Origin of the sequence: Pseudomonas sessilinigenes (genome assembly GCF_003850565.1) — a bacterium.
GTDB classification, from domain to species: domain Bacteria; phylum Pseudomonadota; class Gammaproteobacteria; order Pseudomonadales; family Pseudomonadaceae; genus Aquipseudomonas; species Aquipseudomonas sessilinigenes.
The window spans coordinates 3433395-3454349 of the sequence record NZ_CP027706.1 but is presented as its reverse complement, the minus strand read 5'-3'; the positions used below and the strand labels follow the sequence as shown (position 1 = coordinate 3454349).

Here is a 20955-nt window from a genome sequence, read left to right as displayed (position 1 = left end):
TCGGTCGAGACGGGGGAGCAGCTTCGTTCATCCTCAAGAAGGCAAACCCATGAAAACAACTACAAGAAACCTGGCGTTGTCCTGCATGTTGAGTGGCGCCGCCGGCGCTCATGCGCAGTCCCTCTACCGTGACGAGACCAGCACCCTGGACTTCAATCTGGAACTCACCGCGGCCAGCCTCTACAGCTCCTTCGATTTCGCAGCGGCCAAAGAACATTCACGTACCTGGGTAGAGAGTTATGCCCGCGGCACCTTCAGCGGTACGACACCCGTTGCTGACGGTAGCGCCTTTGCCAAGTTGGGTTTCATCAGTTCCAAACTGTTCGGTGATGGCGACCCGGCCGGCTCCAGCACCGGACACGAATACCGGACCGACGTCGACAATGCCTATGTCGGCTGGAAGAACGACTGGCTGGAAATCTCCACCGGGCGCCAGCCTTATGTGATGGGCGACGCATTCCTGATTGCTGGCGACCAGCTCAACTTTGGCGAACGAGCTGGCAACGGCTTCAATCGCGGGGGGCTGTACTACCTGGCTGGCCGACGCTCTTTCGCCCAGGCGACACTGCTGCGCCTGCAACCCACCCAGACGCTGCGGATCGAGGGGTTCCATCTGGAATCGGATAACGACGGGCAGGGCTCGCCCCAGCTCAAGGGCATCAACATCGAATATGACCCCAGTGTCGGAAACAACATCGCGGGCGCGTATTTGCGAGTCGATAACGTCGACCGGCAACGAGCCAAAGGCATGTTCTCCCTGCGCCAAGGGCTCGATGTGTACAACCTTCGCGGCAAGACCAACCTGGGTTTCGAGGCGCTATCGATCGAAGGAGGGTATGCCGCAGAGCGCTCCAGCACAGTACAGGCCAATGCCTGGTATGCCGGCGCCCGCTATCAGTTCGACTCCATGCCCCTGACACCCGAAGTTGGCTACCGCTATTCCCGCTTCTCCGGCGATGACCCCACGACCCAGAAATCGGAACAGTTCGATCCATTGTTCTATGGATCGATCGTTGGCAACCCGGCCTGGGTCCAGGGCGAAATCGCCGGGACCTTTGCTGCGATCAACACCAACGCGCGCATCCACAGGGCCTCCTTGCGGACCACCCTCAACGATCAGTTGGCGATCACTGCCATGGCCTATCGCTTCAGCAGCCAGAGGAGCCGTGAGCACCTGGGGGATGAGTTGGACCTGTACTTCCAGATCACCCCGACTGCCAATTTGCTGGTCATCCCAATCGTCGGTTTGTGGAAGCCACAACAGGGTGCCAAGGCGCTCTACGGAGAAAGCGGCATGCAGACCTTCCTGGGCATGATCGTCTCTTTCGGCTGGTGATGCCCTGGCGCGCAGGGGGCCCGTAGCCCCTTCCATGCAGTACCTGATCGACAGGCTCCGGGACCGATGCCAAGCCGTGCGGTATCGGTCCTGGGGCTCTGCTCTCAATAACCCGCCACGTAGTCGGTAATCTCCTGCTGGTACGCCGCCTTCCTGTCGTCCGACAGCCAGCTGGCGTCGAAGGAGTTTCGTGCCAGTTGCACCATCTCGGCAGGAGTCATCGGGTAGTTTTGCGCCAGGGCGAACATATCGTCGGACACATAGCTCTGGAAGTACGCCGGGTCATCGGAGTTGACCGTGACCTTCACCCCGGCCCGCAGCAATTGCAGGATCTCGTTGCCCTTCATGTCACCGACAAAACCATTGGATACCGGGCAGCAAGTCAGGCCGATGCCCCGGTCGCGCACATAGGCCACCAGCTCCGGGTCCTCGACGATGTTGGTACCGTGATCCAGGCGATCGACCTGGATGTCCAGCAAGGCCTGGCGAATGTTGCCGATGGAGTTGTGCTGGTCGATGTCGCAATGCATGGTCAGGTGCAAACCCGCCTGCCTGGCCTTGTGGAACACCTCGCGGAACTTGCCCGGCGGGTTGCCGTTCTCATCGGAATCCAGGCCGACCCCGAGGATCTTGTCCCGGTGCGCCAGGGCCTGCTCCAAGGTGTCGGCGGCCGACTGCGCGGACATGTCCCGCAAAAAGCACATGACCAGGGCGGTTTCCACGCCAAGGGCACCGCTCTCGCGGACTGCCCAGTGATAGCCGTTGATAACGGTTTCGAAAGCGACGCCGCGGCTGGTGTGGGCCTGGGGATCGAAGAACAACTCGACGTAGCGAATATTGTGCTCCCGGGCCTTGTGCAGATAGGCCATGGCCAGTTGATAGAAGTCCTCCTCCCTCTGCAGGACATTCATCGCCGGGTAATACACCTGCAGGAATGACGACAGCGAATCGAACTGATAGCTGCGCTTGACCTCCTCGATGGTGGTTTGGCCGATATCGACCCGGTTCCTCTCTGCCAGGGCCAGCTTCAGCTCAGGCTCCAGCGTGCCCTCCAGGTGCAGGTGCAATTCGGCCTTCGGCAGGCCCTTGATGAAATCGTGGGTAAGGGTGGTTGGCAACATCGGATCAGGCTCCTGTTTTTATTATTACGTCGGGTTCATTGCGTTGAGTGGTGCCCTGGTCACCCGTGGCGGCTATCGGCCGGTCGACCAACAGGAAATAGGCCAGGGCCGACAGGCAGGCCACGCCCGCCGCCAACACGAAGGCCAGGGCAATGGAGTGGGTACGGTCGATGATCCAGCCGCTCACCACCGGGGCGAACGAGCCGCCGAAAAAGCCGATGAAATTCTGGATGCTGCCCAGCGACGCCACGAGCTGGCGCGGCGCCGCCACGCTCACCAGGCCCCAGGCCGAACCACCCGCCAGATTGACGAAGAACATCGCCACGGACAGGTAGGCGATGCAGGCAACGATGCTGTCGACGAACACCGAAGGCACGCTGAACAACGCGCCGCCCAACAAGCCGGCGATCAATGGCAGCTTCCTGCTGGCGATGGGACGGATACCGGCTGCGATCAAGCGATCGGCCACCCAGCCGCTGCTGAACATGCCCAGTGTCGCGAACAGGTAGGGAATGGTCAGCACCCAGCCGGTGCCTTCCACGCTCAATTGGCGCTCTCCGGCCAGGTACCCGGGCAACCACGCCAGGGTCAGCAGCACCATGTACATCACGCCGACGAACCCCAGGGCGATGCCCCAGGTGGTGCGATGCAGGAACAAGCCCTTCCAGTCGGCGAAGCTGGCCTTGGGCACCGCTACCTCGGTGTCGTCCTGGAAGTAGGCCTGGTCCTCGGGTGCGAGCCGCACCTCGTTGCGATCGCGATAAACCACCAGCCAGACCACCGCCAGCAAGCCGCCCACCACGCCCATGATGACGAACATGCCGCGCCAGCCGAAGGTGACCATCAAGCTGGTCAGCAACGGTGGCGCAATCATCGAGCCAATGGTGGTGGAAGCCAGGAACACGCCAGTAGGCAGGCCACGCTCGCTCACCCGGAACCAGTCGCTGATCACCTTGACCCCGCCGGTGTACTGCGGCGACTCGCCGATACCGAGGCAGACTCGCGCCGCCAGCAATTGCAACATCGAGGTGGTCAGGCCACAGACCGCCTGTGCAACCGACCAGGCCGCCAGGGCCCAGCCAAGGACCAGCCGAGCCCCTTTGCGATCCACCAGGGCACCGGTGGGCAGTTGCGCAAAGGCATAGGCCCAGGAGAACGCCGAGAAGATCCAGCCCATCTGCGTGGCGCTCAGGGCCAAGTCGCGGCTGAGCAGATGGTTGGCGATCGCCACGGTGCTTCTGTCGAAGTAGTTGATGATGCCCATCAGCATCAACAGCACCACGGCGGTCCATTGCGAGCGACGCAGGCTCAGGGTGTTCATAGGACTCATCACGGTAGCCTCGGGAATCGGACCAGGTTGGCCTACGCGGCCTGTTCATCGATGTAGGGCGGTTTGATCAGGGGCCAGGCCTGCAGCATGAGTCGGTCGATCTCCCGGGAAAACGTCTCGCGCAGCGCCCGCTTGTCGCCCTCGTCCAACCAACAGGCATCGACCCCGGCCAGCGCCAGCTCACGGGCCTGGTGGATGCCCCAGCCACAGTGATGGAACAACTTGGCCCAGGAGTGCTCCAGGTCGGTGTGATGCAGGTAGGGATCGTCGGTGCCGATGTTCAGGCGCAAGCCGGCATCGTGCATCAGCTTGATCGCGTCCATCCGGTTGCCCAGGTTGCTCTTCTTGGCGGTGCAAACGGTGACGTCGAAGGCGATGCCCTGCTCGCGCGCCGCGATGACCGCCTGCGGATCGGCCAGCAGGTTGTAGCCATGGTCGACGCGGTCGCAAGCCAGGTCCTCGATACAGATCCGCAAGTGAGCGGGCGGAGCCAGGGCCAGTGGCTGGTTATCCTCGCAGACATGGGCGGTGCGTCGCAGCCCGTGGCGCGCGGCCAACCGATAAGCCTCGACGAAGCGCAGGGGCGGGCCCTTGCCTTCGGCGAAGTCCATGCCGATGCCGGCCACGGCATCACGTCGATGCAACAGCACTTCCTCGACCATGGCCCGTGCCACCTCTGCCGGGCGCTCGCGGTCGATACAGGGTATCAACAGGCTGGAGATGGCGAAGTCGCGTCGGGCCGCGGCCATGCCGTCGAGCAGGCCATCCACCACCGTGGGGTAGCGCACCTGGTTGTCGAAGAACACCGTGGGATTGAACGACAGCTCCAGGTGCCGGCAATTACCCTTGCGCCAGGCATCCTCCAGCAGCTCGTAGGCCACCCGGGAGAAATCTTCCCGATCCACCAGGCACAGGCCCGCCAGGCGCAGGACCTCCAGGAAGCCAGGAAAGTCGCGGTACTCATAGACCTCCCGGGCGCCCGCTTCCGGCAGCGCCAGGCCATGCTTGTGGGCAAGGGCCACGAGGGTTGTCGGGCGGATGGCGCCCAGCAGGTGGATATGCAGGTCGGTCTTGGGAAGACGACGCAGGAAGTCACTCAAGACAGGGTCTTGAATCATGGACGAGCGCTCCTCTGATTATTGTTCTACGGTCATCCAGCCCATCCTTGCGGCTTACCAGCTCGGCAACCGGTGAATCGAGTATAGGCCTGCGATTTATTAGAAAAAGTTGTTAATTATTCATATTCATTAGATTTTTCTTGATGTTCAGCCACACTGGTCAACACCTTTCCCGTTGGGGGACCGATCCATGAAAACCAAAGAAAGCACAGGCGTCTCCAAGCGTCTGCTCGCAGCCCTGTCGCTGCGTCACTTGCATTACTTCCTCACGCTCGCTCGGGTCCTGCACTTTCGCCTCGCGGCCGAGGAGCTGGCGCTGACGGCCTCCGCTCTCAGTACTTCGATCCGGGAGACCGAACGCCTGATCGGCGCCCAGCTGTTCATCCGCAAGGGCCACCAGGTCACGCTGTCGGAGATCGGCGCAGCGATCCTGCCCATCGCCGAGCACCTGTTGAACACCGCCGGCAATGCCATGGCCGACATGGTCCACATCAGCCAGGAACACCAGCAGACGGTCCGCATCGGGCTGGTGCCATCGGTGGCCCACCGCATCCTCCCCCTGCTCCGGCTCCTGCAACGCCAGCATGCCGACCTCAAGTTCGACTTCGTCGACTTGCCCACCCGGGCCCTGATCAACGATGTGCGCAGCGCCAGGGTCGACTTCGGCATCGGCGCCGGTGACGCGACGGCCGGACTGCCCATGCACCGACTGCTGGTGGACGAACTGGTGGTGGTACTGCGCAAGGACGATCCGTTCTGCAGCGCTCGCAGCGTCAGCTGGGCCCAGCTCGATACCCGGCCTGTGGCGCACTTTTTGCTCGGCAGCGTCGCCGACCTGGCCCTGGGCTCGCCCAAGGCCCAGGAAGTCATCGTCAAGGCGGCGTACCGAGTCTCCTTTACCGAAACGCTGTACAGCCTGATCAGCTCCGGCTTCTGCGTCGGTATCGTGCCGCGCCTGACCGCAGAGGGCCTGCTGGGCGACGAGCTGACCTGGCGGCCCATCGTCAAGCCGCGTATCCACCGCGACATCGTGCTGTTCGAAACCTGCCATGGGCCACGTACCCCAGCGGTCGACAGTTGCCTGGCCTTCCTCAAGGAACAGGCCGGCCAGATAACCGACTCCCCCTAACAGGAAGAAGCGAGTTGACCCGAGCCCCCCATCCCCTGGAAAACGACCGGCAGTTGCTCGCCACTGTAGCCCTGCTGCAACAGACCCTAGGCCACGACCTGCAGGCGCTGTACCTGCATGGCTCGGCGGTCGGCGCAGGCCTGCAACCGCAAAGCGATATCGATTTGCTGGCGGTCGTCGGGCACTCGCTCAACCTGGCGCAGCGCCGCGTGCTGAGCACCGGCCTGTTGCAGATTTCTGCCCGGCACCCGGCCGTTGCCCCTGGTCCACGCTGCCTGGAACTGCTGGTCTTCAGCCAGGCCGACCTGGAGGAACCGGGCGTTGCCCCACGAGCCGAGCTGGTCTACGGCGAGTGGCTGCGCGACGATGTCGAGAACGGCAAGCTACCCATGCCCCATGGCGACCCCGAATACGCTCTGCTGCTGGCCCAGGCACGGCACCAGGCCCTGCCCCTGCTGCCTGGCAGCGATCCGCTGCGCTTGCCCGAGATCTCGCCACAACAGGTGCGCCAGGCCATGAGCCAGGCACTGCCAGCACTGCTGCAGGGGTTACATGGAGATGAGCGGAACGTCCTGTTGACCCTGGCCAGGATCTGGCGCACGGCTTGCTGCGAAGACTTCCTCGACAAGGAGCGCGCTGCGGCCTGGGCCATCGCGCAACTCCCCACCCCCCAAGCCCGCACCCTGGACTACGCGCGCCGCGCCTACCTGGGCCAGCTGATAGACGACTGGAGCGAGCAGCAGGTCCAGGCACGGCAGTTGATGGAGCACTTGCTCGGGTGTATCGGCGAGCTGCCCTGAGCGCCCCGTTGGTTCAGACCGGCTCACCCAATACCCGGCGCGCCTCGCGCCAACCCGACAACAGTGCGCCATGGACCGTACCGCTGTAGTCCGGGTGCGTGGCTTCGCCGGCAAACAGCAACGTGGCACTGGCCGGACTGGCAAGGTCGCGCCGGTCGGTAGGCCGCGCCCCGACCTGGGGAAATGAATAGCTGCCCCGGGCAAAGGGGTCCGCGTGCCAGCGGGTCACGTGCAGGCCCGTCGGCAACGGGATCGAGGAGCCGAATATCTGGCGCAGGTGGGCCATGGCGTCGTCCTGGATCTCCTGGTTCGACATGCCCTCGAGCAACCGCGCCGGGGTGCCGCCATGCAGGGCGCAGAGCACGGGTTTCTTGGCGTAGTGATTCAAGGGGTACCAGTTGGCCCACAGGCCCTTGTCGGTGTTCAACTGGCTGATGACCGCAGCTTCGCCCCAGAACACTTCCGGGAACAGGAACACCGCCTTGTTGTAGACCCCCATGCCCAGGCGCTCGATGGCTCCGCGCTTGGCCACAGGCAGTGCCGGCGAGAACTCGACCCCACCCTCCTTCAGGACTCCCAAGGGCAAGGTAACGATCGCGATATCACCCGCCAGCTCGCCTTCGGTGGTGTGCACCCGTACGCCCGAAACACCGTGCTGGATACGCGTGACCCGGTGCTTGAGGCGGATGTCCAGGCCTGCGGCCAACCTGTCCACCAGTTGCCCATACCCGTTGGGGAAAACCACTTCATGCCCGCCGAAGGCACTGCCTTCGTTGAGGCCCCAGGCAGCGATGTCCTGCGGATCGGCGGCCAGCCCATCCTCCATCTGGCGACTGAACAGCTCCAGGACCGTGGCTTTCTGCGCCGGCGTCCCTCCCAACCCGGCGAGCACCTGCTGCATGGCCTCCTGGGCGCTCAATTGCGACGCAGCCCCCTGCACCTTCTGGGCGAGTAGCTTGCTGGCCTGTTCGTAGAGCTGCGCGAGTTGCTCCGACTCCTGGCTGCCCAGCGCTCGCCCATTGGCGTCATAGACCTGATTGGAAGTGGGATTTTCCACGTCGTACACCACAGTCTCGATACCGAACTGCCTGGACAGGGCAGCGACCGGGTTGCCATCCACACCGTGGATCCAGGAGGCCCCCAGGTCCACCGGTACCTCCTTCCAGCTACGATTGGTCCAGATCCGACCGCCCACCCGGTCACGCCCTTCGATCACTGTCACTCGATAGCCAGCCGTGTGCAGCATCCTGGCGGCGGCCAGCCCGGAAATCCCGGCACCGATCACCAGGACGGTCTTGCTGCTGAGCGCGGGGCCGCCACTGGCAATGGCAGGCACCACTAGCGGCGACGCCGCCAACAGGCTCAATTTCATCAAGGCTCTACGGGAAAAAGACGGCATGGCACCTACTCCAGGACTAAACATCCGAATGGTGCGGCCTTGTACCATGCAGAAACTTATATTCACTCACTCGGGGTCCCATGCACCACGCAGCAAACTTACCGAGAGCTCAAATACCAGCAGGACAACTTGCGACTCCAGCCCCAGGCTGATTTCAATAACCGACTCAAACTTTCCCAAGTTATTGATACTTGGCCGACATAAGCCAAAAGCCAGCCAACGCCAGCTTCGAACAGGCATCAGGCCACCGGTTTACCTGGGCTTAAGGTCAGGCACACAGATTAACCAGGGATACTCAAAAACCATCGATAACGCATCGATTGCCAAGGCCGAGCAACACTCGTCATACAATCGAAGACTTTATGAGCACACCTGTTTATTGAACTAAGTCGCAAGCCACTGGAAGTTCCACATTAACAATCGAGGAAAAACCCATGTGTAAATATAAGTAAAAAATTGCCCCTATTTACGCAGCGTGCAAACAAGCCAGCACGCTCGCTGTTCGCTCGAAACTGGCCGGGCAGTGCCATGCAGGGCCAGGTTTCAGCGCATCGTGATGACGACCTGCCAGTTGCCAAGCTGTTGCGCGTGTAGCCGGTCGGTTTCCAACAGTTGCCGTTCCCGGGCATAGACAGGGTCCGCTGCGATCTGCTGCTCCTGGGACGGGCTCAGCACCACGCCATCGCTGATGCCCGCCCGCTCCAGGAAGGCTTGGGCGGCCAGGTAGTCATGCAGGTCGATGATCGACGCCTGGACGCACTCCAGGCTCTGCCCCTCCCCTTGCTCGAAGTACAGCAACAGGTCGGAGAAGGCATACAGGTACAGGTTGCTGATGACCTGGGCGCTGGTTGCATCCTGCTCGTCCACCACCACTGCATCTACCGCCGCCTCCAGGCCTTCGCAGTCCGGCGCCGGCCCTCCGGCCAGGCAGGTCCAGGCCTGGTCGATGAAATCCCGGCAGAACCCGGGGACAGCCAGCGCCCGGGGCCCCTGGAGCCCCGCCAAACGGTCAAGGGACTTCAAGGCGACGTACAGCTCAATACGCTCTAGTGCTTGCATGGAACCTGCTCAATCCTCGGATCAAAGATACGGCTGCAGCTCGTCGTGGATCAGGCCGCCCAGGTCGTCGGGGCATATCACCACACCCTGCTGCGTCGGCACGGGAAACACCTGGCAGACCCGGTCATCCGCGCGCAGCCCCGGCAACCATCGGCCGCGAAAGTCATCGAGGGATATCGGCCGCGCCACGAAACCGGCCCAGGCCCCCGTGGCACAGGCCTGGGCAAGCGCCGCTTCGGGCCAGAAGGGCACGGCCTCGCCACCGTCAAAGGCCGAGGTGGCCCAACCGTCCTGATACAGCCCCCAGGCCTGCTCGAAATCCACGATCTTGCGCACGAAATAATCGAGTCGCTCTTGCGGCGCCATGGCCAGGAGGTTATGCCGTTTACGTTCATGCATCCTGGGTACCTGCTGCTCCTTGTCGAACGGTAATGGGGCCCGGGGCGCCAGGTTATCGGCCACGGCTGTCCACCACTTGCACGCAATGCTCCTGGTTGTCCCGGCGCAGCTGTGCGATGAAATCCAGATCCCCCAGGTCGCCCTGTTCCAGAAGCTCCAGCAGGGTGGCACACCAGGCAAACTCCCGGGGCGCTTCCCGCTCCACCGGCTCATCCAGTACATCGATGGCCTCGAGCACCTTGCCGATGGCCCAGCGTGCCTTGTCAGCCTCGCCCCAAAGCAGGTACTCGATGCAATAACACGTGCCGATCACCGCGCATTGGGCCTGGTCGGCCAACTCGTCGCTGTAGTCTTCAGTGTCCGGAACCATCAGGTACAGCTGCTGATGCAGCGCCTGCAACGGCAAGTCGTGCCAGTGGCCGACCTGCTGGAACAGCAGGTCCAGGACCTCGGCGTTGACGTCCGTGCCTGAACGGTATTTCTCGGAAAAAGCCCGGTAGACCGGCACCAGCCGCTCCGCAGCCAGCAGGCAGAACAACCCGGCTTGCGCCCTGGGCATGCCCTGCAGCCTTCCATGGTCGAACATCATTGCAGCCACTCTCCCGCTCAAGTTTCCAACTCCAGGCGCCCCATCATCATTGGCAAGGGCGCGACATGGTAGACAACCCAACGCCCTTCCCGAAACCCTGACGGAATCTTTTGGCGGCCTGCACGGGGGCCATATCGCCCCTCTGCCGAAGCGCCAGGACCAACCAGCGGCAAGCCCGCCCCGTTCAACTGCTGGAACACTCCTGCACTTGCTGGCGCAACCAGCGATGCACCTGGTCGTTGTTCACCCGTGGGTGCCAGGCCTGGGAGAACTCACCGCTGGGAGTCACCACTGGCAAGGTGAAGATGCTCAGCGGCAGCAGCGGCAAGGACCATTCGACGAAACGCCGTGGGATCACGGCGATCAGTTCCGAGGTACTGGCCAACTGCATGGCAGCCTGGAAACCGGGCACCACCAATTGCACCTTGCGTTGCAAGCCGATCTTCTCCAGCTCCAGGTCCAGCGGACCACGGGTTCGCCCCCGGCGCGAGACCGACAGGTGCGGATAGGCCACCAGGTCCTCGGCGCTGACCTTGGCCTGTCGGGCCAGTGGATGCTGGTTGTTGACCACGCCGACGAAGCTGTCGATGTACAAGCGCTGCTTGTACACCTCTGGGCCCAGCGGCCCGGCAATGCCGATATCGAGGTCGCTCAGGCCGTCGCGCAAGGCGGCGACATCCTCGTTACCCTGGGACATGAAGCGCAGGGTGACATGGGGCGCCTGCTCGGCGATGCGCTGGCTCAAGCGCAGGGCCCAGGCACCGGTGAAACCATCCTCGGTGCGCAGGGTGAACACGCGCTTGATGGTGCCCAGGTTGAGCACCTGCTTGTTGCCCAGGACATTGCGTGCCTCCTCCAGGAGATTGTGGACCTGGGGCGCCAGCTCCAGGGCCAGCGGCGTGGGTACCAGGCGTCGGCCGGCCAGGACGAACAGCGGATCGCCCAGGGTTTCGCGCAAGTTGGCAAGGCGCCGGCTCATGGCCGGGATACTCAGGTTCATGCGTTCGGCGGCGCCGGTGACGCTGCCTTCGCGCAACATCGCGTCGAAGGTCAAGAGCAGGTTGAGGTCGGGGAAGTTCATCGCAGCGTCTCGTTTGCATTTTGTGCAAATCTAAACTCTGATATTTGCAATTTTCAATAGACCCCGGCGTCTCTAGCATCCCATCACAACCTAACCGTTCAAGGACGTTGTGATGGCTCCTTATCGCTTGATCCAGTCAGCCACGCTGCTGGGCCTGCTGCTGACGCTGCCGGCCTGCATCAGCCCAGGGCGCACGCCCGAACCGCCCAAGCTCCTGTTCGCCGACGCTCTCGCTGCCGGCCAGGACATCACCCAGGCCACCCTCTGGACACCGGCCAGCGACCACGACCTGTGGTGGCGAACCTTCCGGGACCCGGACCTGGATCGCCTGCTCGAGGCAGCCCTGGACAATTCGCCCAGCCTGGCGATCGCCAGTGCGCGCATCAGCCGGGCCGAGGCCGAGGCCAACGTCGCCCAGGCCAATACCCGGCCCGGTCTGTCGGCCATGACCCAGATCCTGCGCAGCCAGGATTCCGAGCACTACAAGACCAGCGCCAGCGAGTCCGGCAGCTGGCATACCGACGGCCAGGCGTTGCTGCAAGGTCGCTACAACCTCGACCTCTGGGGCCTGAACCACGCGCTGAACGAAGCGGCGGTGGGTAGCCTGCGGGCCGCCGAGGCCGACCGCGCGGTGGCACGCCTGGCCCTGAGCGGCAGCCTGGTGGAAACCTGGTTCGCCCTGGCCGGCGTGCTGGAACAACAGACCGTGGTCGACCAGGCCCTGGAGCAACGGCGCAGCATCTACCGCATCAGCGAACAACGCTTGCAATCCGGATTGGGCACCCAGGTCGACGTGGTCCGTGCCCGCGGCCCCATCCCTTTGCTCGAGGCCGAGCAGGCCCGGCTGCAGGGCGCTGCCCGCGGTTATCAACTGCGCCTGGCAGCCCTGGCCGGCAAAGGCCCGGGCTGGGGCGAACAATGGCGGCCCCGCGGCACGGACCTGCGACGCGCCGTGGTATTGCCCGGGCAACTGCCAGCCGACCTGGTAGGCAACCGCCCGGACGTCATCGCCCAGCGCTGGCGCGTCGAGGCCCAGGCCCAGCGCATTGGCGCGGCACGCGCGGCGTTCTACCCAAACATCGACCTGCTGGCCTTCGCCGGATTCCAGAGCTTTGGCTTCCAGGACCTGTTCCACCACGACAGCCGTACCTACGGCGTCGGTCCGGCGCTGACCCTGCCGATCTTCGATGCCGGCCGCCTGCGCGGCCAGTACCAGGCCCAACAGGCCGGCTATGCCGAGGCCGTGGCGAACTACAACCAGGTGCTGGTGGATGCCCTGGCCGACGTCGCCCGCTATCTCTCGCAACTGCAGGCCCTGGAGGGCCAGCGAGTGAAGACCGTGCAGGGCCTGGACGAAGCCGAACAGGCCTATGAGCTGGAACACCTGCGCTACCGCCAGAGCCTCACCGACTTCCTGCATGTGCTCGACGCCCAGACCCGGGTGCTCGATACCCGCATGCAACTGGTCCAGCTCAAGACGGCCGCACAACAGAACCACGCCGGCCTGTTGCGTGCACTAGGCGGCCGGACCGAAACCGACACGAACGTCACCCGACTTGCAGAGACCTCCCATGACTGACGCCTCCCCAACCCCGACCCCGGCCAAGTCGCGCCGTGGCCTGAACTTCCTGATCATCACCCTGGTGGCCCTGGCCCTGATTCTCGCGGCCGGCGCCTGGTGGCTGCTCTATGGCCGCCTCTACGAAAGCACCGACAACGCCTACGTGCGAGGCGACGTGATCCTGGTCTCGGCCCAGGCGCGCGGCACCGCTACGGCGGTGCATGTCCAGAACACCGACACCGTGAAGGCCGGTGACGCCCTGGTCGAAATCGACCCGGCCGATGCCCGCCTGGGCCTGGACGCCGCCAGTCATCAACTGGCCCTGACCGTGCGCACGGTCAGCAGCCTGTATGCCGAGGAGAACGACCTGGCGGCCCAGGTCAGGTTGCGCCAGGCCGAGGCCAGCCGCGCCAGCCAGGACCTGCAGCGGCGCCGCGCGGTGATCGCCCAGGGCGGGGTCTCCGGCGAGGACCTGCACCACGCCGAGGAAGCGGCGCAGGTGGCCCAGTCCGGATTGCGTGCCGCCGAGGCCAAGCTGGCGGCCCTGCAGGCACGGATCCAGGGGACCACGGTGGAGAATCATCCGCAGGTTAGCGCGGCGGCCGAACGGGTGCGCGAAGCCTACCTGGCCCTGGCCCGGACCAAGGTTCCCGCGCCGGCCGATGGCCTGGTCACCAAGCGCGCCGTACAAGTGGGCCAGCATATCGAGCCCGGCACCGTACTGATGGGGTTGGTACCGCTGGACAGGGTCTGGGTGGAAGCCAACTTCAAGGAATCGCAGTTGGGGCAGATCAAGGTCGGCCAGGCGGTGGAACTGTTCGCCGACTTGTATGGCGAGAGAGTCACCTACCACGGGCGTATCCAGGGCATCGAGGCTGGCAGCGGCGCCGCCTTCGCCACCATCCCGGCGCAGAACGCCACCGGCAACTGGATCAAGGTGGTGCAACGGGTGCCGGTGCGCATCGCCCTGGACCGCGAGGAAGTACTGCGCCACCCGCTGCGCATCGGCCTGTCGATGAGCGCCAAGGCGATCCTCGGCGATCCCGGGGAGCAACCCGAGCCAGCCAAGCTGCAAGACAGCACCGGGGTCTACGACAACCTCCAGCAAGGTAGCCAGGCGCTGGTCGAGCAGATCATCGCGCAGAACCTGCAAGCGTCGAAACTCAACCTGTCGAGGAACGAACGATGATCGCCAAGCGTCCCATCGAACCACTGAGCGGCGGCACGCTGCTCCTGGGCGCGCTGGCGATCGGCATGGCCAATTTCATGATGGTGCTCGATACCACCATCGCCAACGTCGCGGTGCCGACCATTTCCGGCAACCTCGGCGTGGCCCCCGACCAGGGCACCTGGGTGCTGACCTCGTTCAGCATCTCCCTGGCCATCGGCCTGCCACTGACCGGCTGGCTGGTGCAGCGCTTCGGCCAGGTCAAGCTGTTCATGACCGCGGTCGCCCTGTTCGTGCTGGCCTCGGTGTGCTGCGGCCTGGCGCCGAACCTTGGTTCGCTGCTGTTGTTCCGGATCTTCCAGGGCGCGGTGTGCGGCCCCCTGGCCCCGCTGTCCCAGGCCCTGCTGGTGGCGATCTTCCCGCCCGAGCGACGCACCTCGGCGCTGGTGGTGTGGTCGATGACTACCTTCCTCGGGCCGGTGTGCGGCCCGATCCTGGGCGGCTACCTGACCGATAACATCAGCTGGCCATGGATCTTCTACATCAACGTGCCGGTCGGGGCGTTCATCCTGCTGACCCTCAGTCAGGTCCTGCATGGCCGGGACAACCCGACCCGCAAACTGCCAGTGGATGTGATCGGCTTGTTGTTGCTGATGGTCGCGGTCGGTTCGCTGCAGATTCTCCTCGACAAGGGCCAGGACCTGGACTGGTTCGCCTCCACGCCGATCCGCGTACTCGCGGCGGTGGCGGTGCTGGGTTTTGCGTCATTGATCAGCTGGGAACTGACCGAGCAGCATCCGATTCTCGATCTGCGCCTGTTCAAGGAGCGCAACTACGCCATCGGCACCCTGTGCGTGACCCTGGGTTTCTCCCTGTACTTCGCCTCGCTGGTGCTGGTGCCACTGTGGCTACAGACCGAGATGGGCTACACCGCGACCTGGGCCGGGATCGCCACCGCGCCCCTGGGGATCGCCGGGGTGGTGCTGGCGCCCTTCATCGGGCGGCTGATGCAGCACCTGGATGCGCGGATGCTGGCGAGCATGGCCTTCATCTGCTGGATCGGCGCCTCGTTGTGGCGCATGGGCTTCGAGACCGGCCTGGACATTCAGTTCATCGGTTGGAACTCGGTGCTGATGGGCGCCGGCACGGCCTTCCTGTTCACGCCGCTGGTGGCCATTTCGCTGTCGCGCCTGCCACCGGAAAAGATCCCCGCGGCCCTCGGCTTGCAGAACGCCCTGCGCATGACCGGCGCCAGCTTCGCCGTATCCCTCGGCCCGGCGTTCTGGGATCACCGGGCCCGCGGCCACCAGGTCGACCTGGCCGAACGCATGAGCTCTTTCGATCACTGGAGCGGGCAGGCCCGGGCCAACCTCGACAGCCTCGGCCTGTCACCCGAGGGCGCCCTGGAATGGCTAGGCCGGGCCATCGATCGCCAGGCCCACATGTTGGCGCTCAACGACTTCTCGCTGGCCAGCGCATGGCTGTTCTTCGCCGTGCTCAGCATCGTCTGGCTGGCTCATTCACCCAAGGCGAAAGCCAAGTAGATCCGGAGTATTCATGTTCCTGCGTAAAAAAATGAAATACGACCTCGAAGTCACCGCCCTCCATGACCTCACCCCCCTGGTACGGCGCGTCACCTTCAGGGGCGAGCTGTTCGGCGACGACCTGGAGTGCCAGCCGGCCCAATGGCTGAAGCTGTTCCTGCCCAATGGTGACACCCCCGCCAGTCGTGCCTACACCATCCGCCGGCATCACCGGCATTCGTCCAGCGTCGATATCGACTTCGTCCGCCATGGCCATGGCCCGGCCGGACGCTGGGCGGAGCAGGCCCGGGTCGGCGACTGGATCGGCTGTTCGGCATTGCGTGGTGGTTTCCAGCCCCAGGAAGAGGCCGAATGGTTGCTGCTGGCCGCCGATGAAACCGGCACCCCGGCGGTGATGAGCATCCTCGAGAGCCTGGCCCCCGGCGACCGCGCGGTGGTGGTGCTGGAAGCGGCGAGCATGACCGAGCTGCAGGCCATGGACACCCTGGCCACGGTCAACTACGAATGGATGTTCCGCGACGAGCATCCGCACGCCACCAACCTGCTGCTCGAAGGCATCGACAAGCTCCAGTTGCCTTCGGGGGTCGGGCAGTTCTGGATCGCCGCCGAAGCCCAGGCGATCAACGAAGTCCGCGACTACCTCACCGACGCCTGTTCGATCCAGCGCCGCCTGGTACGCAGCAAGGGCTACTGGATGCGCGGCGTCGCCGACCACCGCGACCGCGACTGAAGCGCCCTGCTGCCACTCTCCTGGGCCGCGACGTCCAGTCGTGGGCCCGGCGCCGAGCCGGGCCCCAGGTCCTAGTCGATCCGCGGGTGCTGCTGCACCAGGTTCTTGCGCTTGGCCTCGAGCTCGGCGATCTGCGTATCGATGTCTTCGATCTTCTGCTCGATGTTGTCGTGGTGCTCCTGGAGCAACTCCCGGGCCTCCTCGATATCGGCCGCCGCCGGGGCCGCGCCACGCAATGGCTTGTTGGCCGTCTCGCGCATGGAAATACCGGTGATCAAGCCGATCACCGCGATCACCATCAGGTAGTAGGCCGGCATGTACAGGTTCTCGGTGGTTTCCACCAGCCAGGCGGCGATCGTCGGGGTCAGGCCCGCGATCAGCACCGAGATGTTGAAGGCGCTGGCCAGGGCGCTGTAGCGGATGCGCGTGGGGAACATCGCCGGCAACGTGGAGGCCATCACGCCGATGAAGAAGTTGAGCAACACGGCCAGGATCAACAGGCCGGCGAAGATCACCCCCAGTACCCCGCTGTTGATCAGCATGAAGGCCGGGATGGCCAGCACGAACAGGCCGACGCTGCCGAAGATGATGAAGGGCCGGCGTCCGACCTTGTCGCTCATGAAGCCGATCAGCGGTTGCACGAACAGCATGCCGACCATGATCGCGATAATGATCAGCACCCCGTGGTCTTCGCTGTAGTGCAGGTTGTGCGACAGGTAGCTGGGCATGTAGGTCAGCAGCATGTAGTAGGTGACGTTGGTCGCCACCACCACGCCGACACAGGTCACCAGGCTGCGCCAGTGCTGGGTCGCCACTTCCTTGAACGACACCGCCGGGCCCGAAGCCAGGCCTTCGCGGTCACCTTGCTCGAGCTTCTCGACATGCTGCTGGAAGGCCGGGGTCTCCTCCAGGGCATGGCGCAGGTAGAGGCCGATGAGGCCCAGCGGCAAGGCCAGGAAGAACGGCAGGCGCCAGCCCCACTCGAGGAACTTCTCTTCACCCAGGATGGTGGAGATCAGCACCACCAGGCCCGCGCCGAGGACGAAGCCGGCGATCGAGCCGAAGTCCAGCCAGCTGCCGAGGAACCCGCGCTTGCGGTCCGGGGCGTATTCGGCGACGAAGATCGAGGCGCCGGTGTACTCCCCGCCCACGGAAAAGCCCTGGGCCATCTTGGCCAGCAACAACAGGATCGGCGCCCAGATGCCGATCGAGGCATAGGACGGGATCAGGCCGATGGCGAAGGTGCTCAGGGACATGATCACGATGGTCGCCGCCAGGACCTTCTGCCGTCCGTAGCGGTCGCCCAGGACCCCGAAGAACAACCCGCCCAGGGGGCGGATCAGGAAGGGCACGGAGAAGGTCGCCAGGGCAGCGATCATCTGCACGCTGGGGCTGGCATTGGGGAAAAACACCTTGCCCAGCGCATAGGCGACGAAACCATAGACACCAAAGTCGAACCACTCCATGGCATTGCCCAGCGCGGCGGCGGTGATCGCCTTGCGCATCTTGGCGTCGTCGACGATGGTGATGTCCTTCAAGCCGATCGGCTTGACCCTTTTCTTGCGCGACTTCATAGCAGTTTCCCTATGGCTGGACTGTGCTCATGCATACCTTTGCCCCGGGCCCGGATGGTGGCAGGTACGAGCGGACAGCGAGATGGCCAGTGTTCTACCGGCCGGGGCTCCATGCCATCAGATAGCCAGGAATCCGAAAAAATTCACTGTTCATGGCAATTGGCGATTTGTTCGTCCCCTGGCGCCTGCTGGCACGCCGTACGACAAGAGCGCCTTGCGCTTTCCATCCCTAGGGCTTTAGTGCTATTGAAAACGCCGATCAGGCTGTTCGACAGTGACCCAGTCGACGGCAGGCTGGAACTCCCGGTGCTGCCCATCCACTAATTTCGGTCGCCGCAACCCCAGTACCCAGTCATGGCCTCGTGCCGATAAGGACATCCAATGAAAACTCTAAAAAGCCTGCGTTCCTTGGCGATCCTGGCCCCCGCCAGCTTGTTGGCCGCCTGCGCATCGATTGGCGGCCCTGCCAGCCCCGCGCAAAAGAACCCTACCAGCCAACTGCTGGACATGCTCGACCAGGCCACCCGCGAAGGCATGTCCGTGGTGCTGGTGCCGACGCTGATGCCCAACAAGAGCGTGACCGATCTTTCCAGCTATTCGCACCGGGTCATCTTCAAGAACAAGGACATGCCCGGCATCGCCTACATGCAGGCCTTCGCCAACAACGACCTGGAGAAGATCAAGGACGCCGTCTACCTGTGGGACTTCCTCGAGGTCAACATCATCCCGCCGGGGACCTACCTGTTGTCCGGCGGGATCGACTACAAGATCGACAGCACCCTGGCCGACATCAAGGCGCCCAAGGGCCAGCCGGGGGCCACGCCCTTGGGCGCGGTGAACCTGTCCGCCGTGCTGTATCGCCGGTTCGTCAAGGAAGAGTATTGGCGTGATGCCTCCTATGCCGACAGGACCTACTCCCAGAACGTCTGCAGCGCCGTGCACATGGCGTCCGGCCAATGCGTGAGCTGGTCACAACAGAACTACACCCAGCGCGAGCAGGTCTCCCAGGGCGGTTGGACCGAAGGCACGAAGATTCAGGACGTCCAGTCCATCAAACTGCAAGCGCAGATACCCGACGCCTATGCCCCGCTGGCCTTCACCATCAAACCGGGCCAGATCCTGCTCAGCGACCGCTTCCACCTGAAGACTCCGGGCGTGCACTACGACCCGAAAACCTGCAAGGCCGTGGACACGCAAAACATCAAGTGCGCCCTGCGGGACATCCAGGTCTACATGCGACCCGCGCCCATGGAGTTTACGCAGAAGTTCATCGATCACGAGCAACCGAAACTCTCCGAGACAGGCCGCCAGGTGCTGGCGCGCATCCAGCCGATGAAGACCCAGGTACTGGGTGAGAAAGGCATGGAGGACCTGGTGTGGGGCCTGCCGATCAGCCTTAAGAAACCAGGCAAGTAGACCCGTCGCCGCACCGCACCCAGCCTAGGGAACCGGCTCGCCATCGGGCCGGAACTCCACCGTTGCCCCTGCGGCCTGCAGTTGCTCCTGCAGCGCCAGCAGGCGTATGCGCAAGCCACTGCCGACCAGGATTTCGTCCAGCTGCGCCAATGCCAGGGCCTGTGCCAGGGGTACATCGAGCGCGGCGCGGAAAATCTTCACCACCTTGATCTTCTGCGGGCCGATGCCGGTGATGAGCAATTGGCCGCATTGGTAGAGGCTCTGGTCCAGCACTGGCTGCTCGACGTCCGGCTCTGCTGGCTGGTCGCACTCGCTGCGTTGCCGATGGACTTCGCGCCACAGCTCAAGGGCCAGGTCGGTTTCATTCTCGATCAAGTGCAGGGCTTGCGGACTTGCCGGGGCCAGATCGTGCAATGCCGACAACAACTGGGCGAAACCCTGGAGGCTGGGGGCGATCATCGTCGCCTCCCAACGACCCGCTCCATGCCGGGCAAAGTACACGGGAAAGCCCGCGGCCTGCTCATGGATATCGATGAAGAACGGATCGTCGAAGTAGTTCCTGGCGATCACGTACCAGCCCGGCTGCCAGGCGCCGCAGCTAGAGGCGACAAGGCTTTCGCCGGTCAGGCCATGGGAGCGATAGCCGATCTGGAAGCGCGCCCACTCGTCTAGCGTCGGATAGCTATCCGGCAACTCGAGGTCGCCGGTGACGATGGCAGCGGCAATGAACTCTGCGACCTCGCCCGGCATGGGGTCAGGGAGGTGGTCCTGGTCGGTGCTGGACATACGGCGGATCATCCTGGCGGGTATGGGCGCAGGGCCTGGAGTGCAGGCGCCATCATCTGGACAGGTGCCTGGCCTGGGTTTCATCGAAGCCCTCGGGCGCCAAGTCCTTCATCACAAGATTCATGTGGAAGACCCGGTGCTGGTCTTTCGACCAGGCGCCATGAACATGCCGCCAGGTCGCAAAGTCGGCCCGCGCCAGTTTTCTCTCGGCGAAATAGAGGTTCTTGCCATCACCCGAAAACTCCTCGGTGAGGATTCGCCATTGTGCGGCGAGCACGCCCTTGAGCGGCTTGCCATCGTAGTAGACGGCCTCGCCATCACAGGCATACAGGTCGTTCTCGGCAATGACCCGCAAGTCCATGCACCGTGGGTTGCCGCTCATCTTCCGGCCGTAGTACCAGGCGCTGTGGTCGTCGGCGCCGTAACTGCCGCCCACATGGCGAAAGCTGCCGGGATCGACGTCCCGCAGGGCCTTGAACGAGGTTTCATATTCGAAGTAGACATGCTGCCGGTCCAGCCAATACAGGCCGACTCGGCGAAAGCTGTCGCGGTCTATTTTCGGCAAACGGCTCCAGGCGTGGTAAATGCAGGAAGCATCCCGGCCCAGGAAATACTGCTCCTCGCAGAACTCGAATGTCTGCGGATCAGCGGCCGCCAACTTGCGCCCTTGATGCCAGACCTTGCCCTCGCGAATGGCCCAGTATTGGATCCCGTAGGCACCGACGAATTGATGCTCGGGGAGTGCGGCCAGCTTTTTCCATGTCATCGAAGCGATCCCTGGTGCGAAATGAGGGCCAGGCATTGCCGGCCGGTCG

The 20955-nt window shown here is 63.8% G+C and carries 19 protein-coding genes; 8 read left to right on the top strand and 11 right to left on the bottom strand.

Annotated features, from left to right (window positions below; all coding sequences use genetic code 11):
* Window positions 1-49 precede the first annotated feature (49 nt).
* Window positions 50-1336, top strand: a complete 1287-nt coding sequence (locus C4K39_RS15880) for a porin (RefSeq protein ID WP_124346954.1) — start codon at window positions 50-52, stop codon at window positions 1334-1336.
* A gap of 104 nt (window positions 1337-1440) precedes the next feature.
* Here the strand turns inward: C4K39_RS15880 and add are convergent, their stop codons facing one another.
* Genes add through C4K39_RS15865 form a run of 3 tightly spaced genes read right to left on the bottom strand, consistent with a single transcriptional unit; the run spans window position 1441 to window position 4905 of the window.
* A complete protein-coding gene (add, locus tag C4K39_RS15875) occupies window positions 1441-2457 on the bottom strand; it encodes an adenosine deaminase (RefSeq protein WP_124346953.1) in 1017 nt (338 codons plus the stop codon).
* 4 nt (window positions 2458-2461) lie between these two features.
* A complete protein-coding gene (locus tag C4K39_RS15870; protein WP_217884147.1) occupies window positions 2462-3787 on the bottom strand; it encodes an MFS transporter in 1326 nt (441 codons plus the stop codon).
* Between the two features lie 32 nt (window positions 3788-3819).
* Entirely contained in the window at window positions 3820-4905 is a 1086-nt protein-coding gene (locus C4K39_RS15865; RefSeq protein ID WP_068579147.1) for an adenosine deaminase family protein, read from the bottom strand.
* Window positions 4906-5095: 190 nt separating this feature from the next.
* On the opposite strand from C4K39_RS15865, the gene C4K39_RS15860 reads away from it, so the two are divergent.
* Entirely contained in the window at window positions 5096-6034 is a 939-nt protein-coding gene (locus C4K39_RS15860) for a LysR family transcriptional regulator (RefSeq protein ID WP_124346952.1), read from the top strand.
* 14 nt (window positions 6035-6048) lie between these two features.
* A complete protein-coding gene (locus C4K39_RS15855; protein ID WP_124346951.1) occupies window positions 6049-6834 on the top strand; it encodes an aminoglycoside adenylyltransferase domain-containing protein in 786 nt (261 codons plus the stop codon).
* Window positions 6835-6847: 13 nt separating this feature from the next.
* Here C4K39_RS15855 and C4K39_RS15850 read toward each other — a convergent pair whose 3' ends face one another.
* The 5 genes from C4K39_RS15850 to C4K39_RS15835 form a co-directional block, all read right to left on the bottom strand.
* A complete protein-coding gene (locus C4K39_RS15850) occupies window positions 6848-8233 on the bottom strand; it encodes a flavin monoamine oxidase family protein (RefSeq protein ID WP_164487298.1) in 1386 nt (461 codons plus the stop codon).
* Window positions 8234-8776: 543 nt separating this feature from the next.
* Window positions 8777-9292: a hypothetical protein gene (locus C4K39_RS15845; protein ID WP_124346949.1), complete on the bottom strand. Its 516-nt coding sequence runs from the start codon at window positions 9290-9292 to the stop codon at window positions 8777-8779.
* Between the two features lie 21 nt (window positions 9293-9313).
* Window positions 9314-9691: a DUF2750 domain-containing protein gene (locus tag C4K39_RS31540; RefSeq protein WP_068579365.1), complete on the bottom strand. Its 378-nt coding sequence runs from the start codon at window positions 9689-9691 to the stop codon at window positions 9314-9316.
* A gap of 52 nt (window positions 9692-9743) precedes the next feature.
* The gene (locus C4K39_RS31535; protein ID WP_164487297.1) at window positions 9744-10250 is read right to left on the bottom strand and encodes a hypothetical protein; all 507 of its coding nucleotides are present in this window, start codon (window positions 10248-10250) and stop codon (window positions 9744-9746) included.
* A 214-nt stretch (window positions 10251-10464) separates the two neighbouring features.
* Window positions 10465-11361 carry a LysR family transcriptional regulator gene (locus C4K39_RS15835; RefSeq protein ID WP_068579137.1) on the bottom strand — a complete coding sequence of 299 codons (897 nt, stop codon included), beginning with the start codon at window positions 11359-11361 and terminating at the stop codon, window positions 10465-10467.
* A 112-nt stretch (window positions 11362-11473) separates the two neighbouring features.
* Between C4K39_RS15835 and C4K39_RS15830 the strand changes: the two genes are divergently transcribed.
* The 4 genes from C4K39_RS15830 to C4K39_RS15815 are packed head-to-tail and all read left to right on the top strand — an operon-like array spanning window position 11474 to window position 16364.
* The gene (locus C4K39_RS15830; protein ID WP_124346948.1) at window positions 11474-12940 is read left to right on the top strand and encodes an efflux transporter outer membrane subunit; all 1467 of its coding nucleotides are present in this window, start codon (window positions 11474-11476) and stop codon (window positions 12938-12940) included.
* Window positions 12933-14111: an HlyD family secretion protein gene (locus C4K39_RS15825; protein ID WP_068579133.1), complete on the top strand. Its 1179-nt coding sequence runs from the start codon at window positions 12933-12935 to the stop codon at window positions 14109-14111. The genes C4K39_RS15830 and C4K39_RS15825 overlap by 8 nt, the downstream gene beginning before the upstream one ends.
* Window positions 14108-15634: a DHA2 family efflux MFS transporter permease subunit gene (locus C4K39_RS15820; RefSeq protein ID WP_124346947.1), complete on the top strand. Its 1527-nt coding sequence runs from the start codon at window positions 14108-14110 to the stop codon at window positions 15632-15634. Before C4K39_RS15825 ends, C4K39_RS15820 begins: the two co-directional genes overlap by 4 nt.
* A 13-nt stretch (window positions 15635-15647) precedes the next feature.
* The gene (locus tag C4K39_RS15815; protein WP_124346946.1) at window positions 15648-16364 is read left to right on the top strand and encodes a siderophore-interacting protein; all 717 of its coding nucleotides are present in this window, start codon (window positions 15648-15650) and stop codon (window positions 16362-16364) included.
* A 71-nt stretch (window positions 16365-16435) separates the two neighbouring features.
* On the opposite strand, the gene proP is transcribed toward C4K39_RS15815, so the two are convergent.
* Window positions 16436-17938 (bottom strand): glycine betaine/L-proline transporter ProP, encoded by a 1503-nt coding sequence (proP, locus tag C4K39_RS15810; protein WP_068578614.1) that lies wholly within the window; start codon window positions 17936-17938, stop codon window positions 16436-16438.
* 381 nt (window positions 17939-18319) lie between these two features.
* Here proP and C4K39_RS15805 point away from each other — a divergent pair, with 381 nt between their 5' ends.
* A complete protein-coding gene (locus tag C4K39_RS15805) occupies window positions 18320-19354 on the top strand; it encodes a hypothetical protein (protein WP_124346945.1) in 1035 nt (344 codons plus the stop codon).
* 24 nt (window positions 19355-19378) lie between these two features.
* On the opposite strand, the gene C4K39_RS31820 is transcribed toward C4K39_RS15805, so the two are convergent.
* Together C4K39_RS31820 and C4K39_RS15795 are read right to left on the bottom strand one after the other, a co-directional pair.
* Window positions 19379-20140 carry a hypothetical protein gene (locus C4K39_RS31820; protein ID WP_083235666.1) on the bottom strand — a complete coding sequence of 254 codons (762 nt, stop codon included), beginning with the start codon at window positions 20138-20140 and terminating at the stop codon, window positions 19379-19381.
* Between the two features lie 52 nt (window positions 20141-20192).
* Window positions 20193-20906 (bottom strand): DKNYY domain-containing protein, encoded by a 714-nt coding sequence (locus tag C4K39_RS15795; RefSeq protein ID WP_124346944.1) that lies wholly within the window; start codon window positions 20904-20906, stop codon window positions 20193-20195.
* Window positions 20907-20955: the final 49 nt, after the last annotated feature.

Excerpts from the sequence above, each read along its gene's own strand:
- C4K39_RS15865 (WP_068579147.1), bottom strand. The coding sequence starts at position 4,905 with ATGATTCAAGACCCTGTCTTGAGTGACTTCCTGCGTCGTCTTCCCAAG.
- C4K39_RS15835 (WP_068579137.1), bottom strand. The coding sequence starts at position 11,361 with ATGAACTTCCCCGACCTCAACCTGCTCTTGACCTTCGACGCGATGTTG.
- C4K39_RS15870 (WP_217884147.1), bottom strand. The coding sequence starts at position 3,787 with ATGAGTCCTATGAACACCCTGAGCCTGCGTCGCTCGCAATGGACCGCC.
- C4K39_RS15795 (WP_124346944.1), bottom strand. The coding sequence starts at position 20,906 with ATGACATGGAAAAAGCTGGCCGCACTCCCCGAGCATCAATTCGTCGGT.
- C4K39_RS15860 (WP_124346952.1), top strand. The coding sequence starts at position 5,096 with ATGAAAACCAAAGAAAGCACAGGCGTCTCCAAGCGTCTGCTCGCAGCC.
- C4K39_RS15815 (WP_124346946.1), top strand. The coding sequence starts at position 15,648 with ATGTTCCTGCGTAAAAAAATGAAATACGACCTCGAAGTCACCGCCCTC.
- C4K39_RS31820 (WP_083235666.1), bottom strand. The coding sequence starts at position 20,140 with ATGTCCAGCACCGACCAGGACCACCTCCCTGACCCCATGCCGGGCGAG.
- C4K39_RS31540 (WP_068579365.1), bottom strand. The coding sequence starts at position 9,691 with ATGCATGAACGTAAACGGCATAACCTCCTGGCCATGGCGCCGCAAGAG.
- add (WP_124346953.1), bottom strand. The coding sequence starts at position 2,457 with ATGTTGCCAACCACCCTTACCCACGATTTCATCAAGGGCCTGCCGAAG.
- C4K39_RS15805 (WP_124346945.1), top strand. The coding sequence starts at position 18,320 with ATGAAAACTCTAAAAAGCCTGCGTTCCTTGGCGATCCTGGCCCCCGCC.
- C4K39_RS15880 (WP_124346954.1), top strand. The coding sequence starts at position 50 with ATGAAAACAACTACAAGAAACCTGGCGTTGTCCTGCATGTTGAGTGGC.
- C4K39_RS15820 (WP_124346947.1), top strand. The coding sequence starts at position 14,108 with ATGATCGCCAAGCGTCCCATCGAACCACTGAGCGGCGGCACGCTGCTC.
- C4K39_RS15845 (WP_124346949.1), bottom strand. The coding sequence starts at position 9,292 with ATGCAAGCACTAGAGCGTATTGAGCTGTACGTCGCCTTGAAGTCCCTT.
- C4K39_RS31535 (WP_164487297.1), bottom strand. The coding sequence starts at position 10,250 with ATGCCCAGGGCGCAAGCCGGGTTGTTCTGCCTGCTGGCTGCGGAGCGG.
- C4K39_RS15850 (WP_164487298.1), bottom strand. The coding sequence starts at position 8,233 with ATGCCGTCTTTTTCCCGTAGAGCCTTGATGAAATTGAGCCTGTTGGCG.
- proP (WP_068578614.1), bottom strand. The coding sequence starts at position 17,938 with ATGAAGTCGCGCAAGAAAAGGGTCAAGCCGATCGGCTTGAAGGACATC.
- C4K39_RS15830 (WP_124346948.1), top strand. The coding sequence starts at position 11,474 with ATGGCTCCTTATCGCTTGATCCAGTCAGCCACGCTGCTGGGCCTGCTG.
- C4K39_RS15825 (WP_068579133.1), top strand. The coding sequence starts at position 12,933 with ATGACTGACGCCTCCCCAACCCCGACCCCGGCCAAGTCGCGCCGTGGC.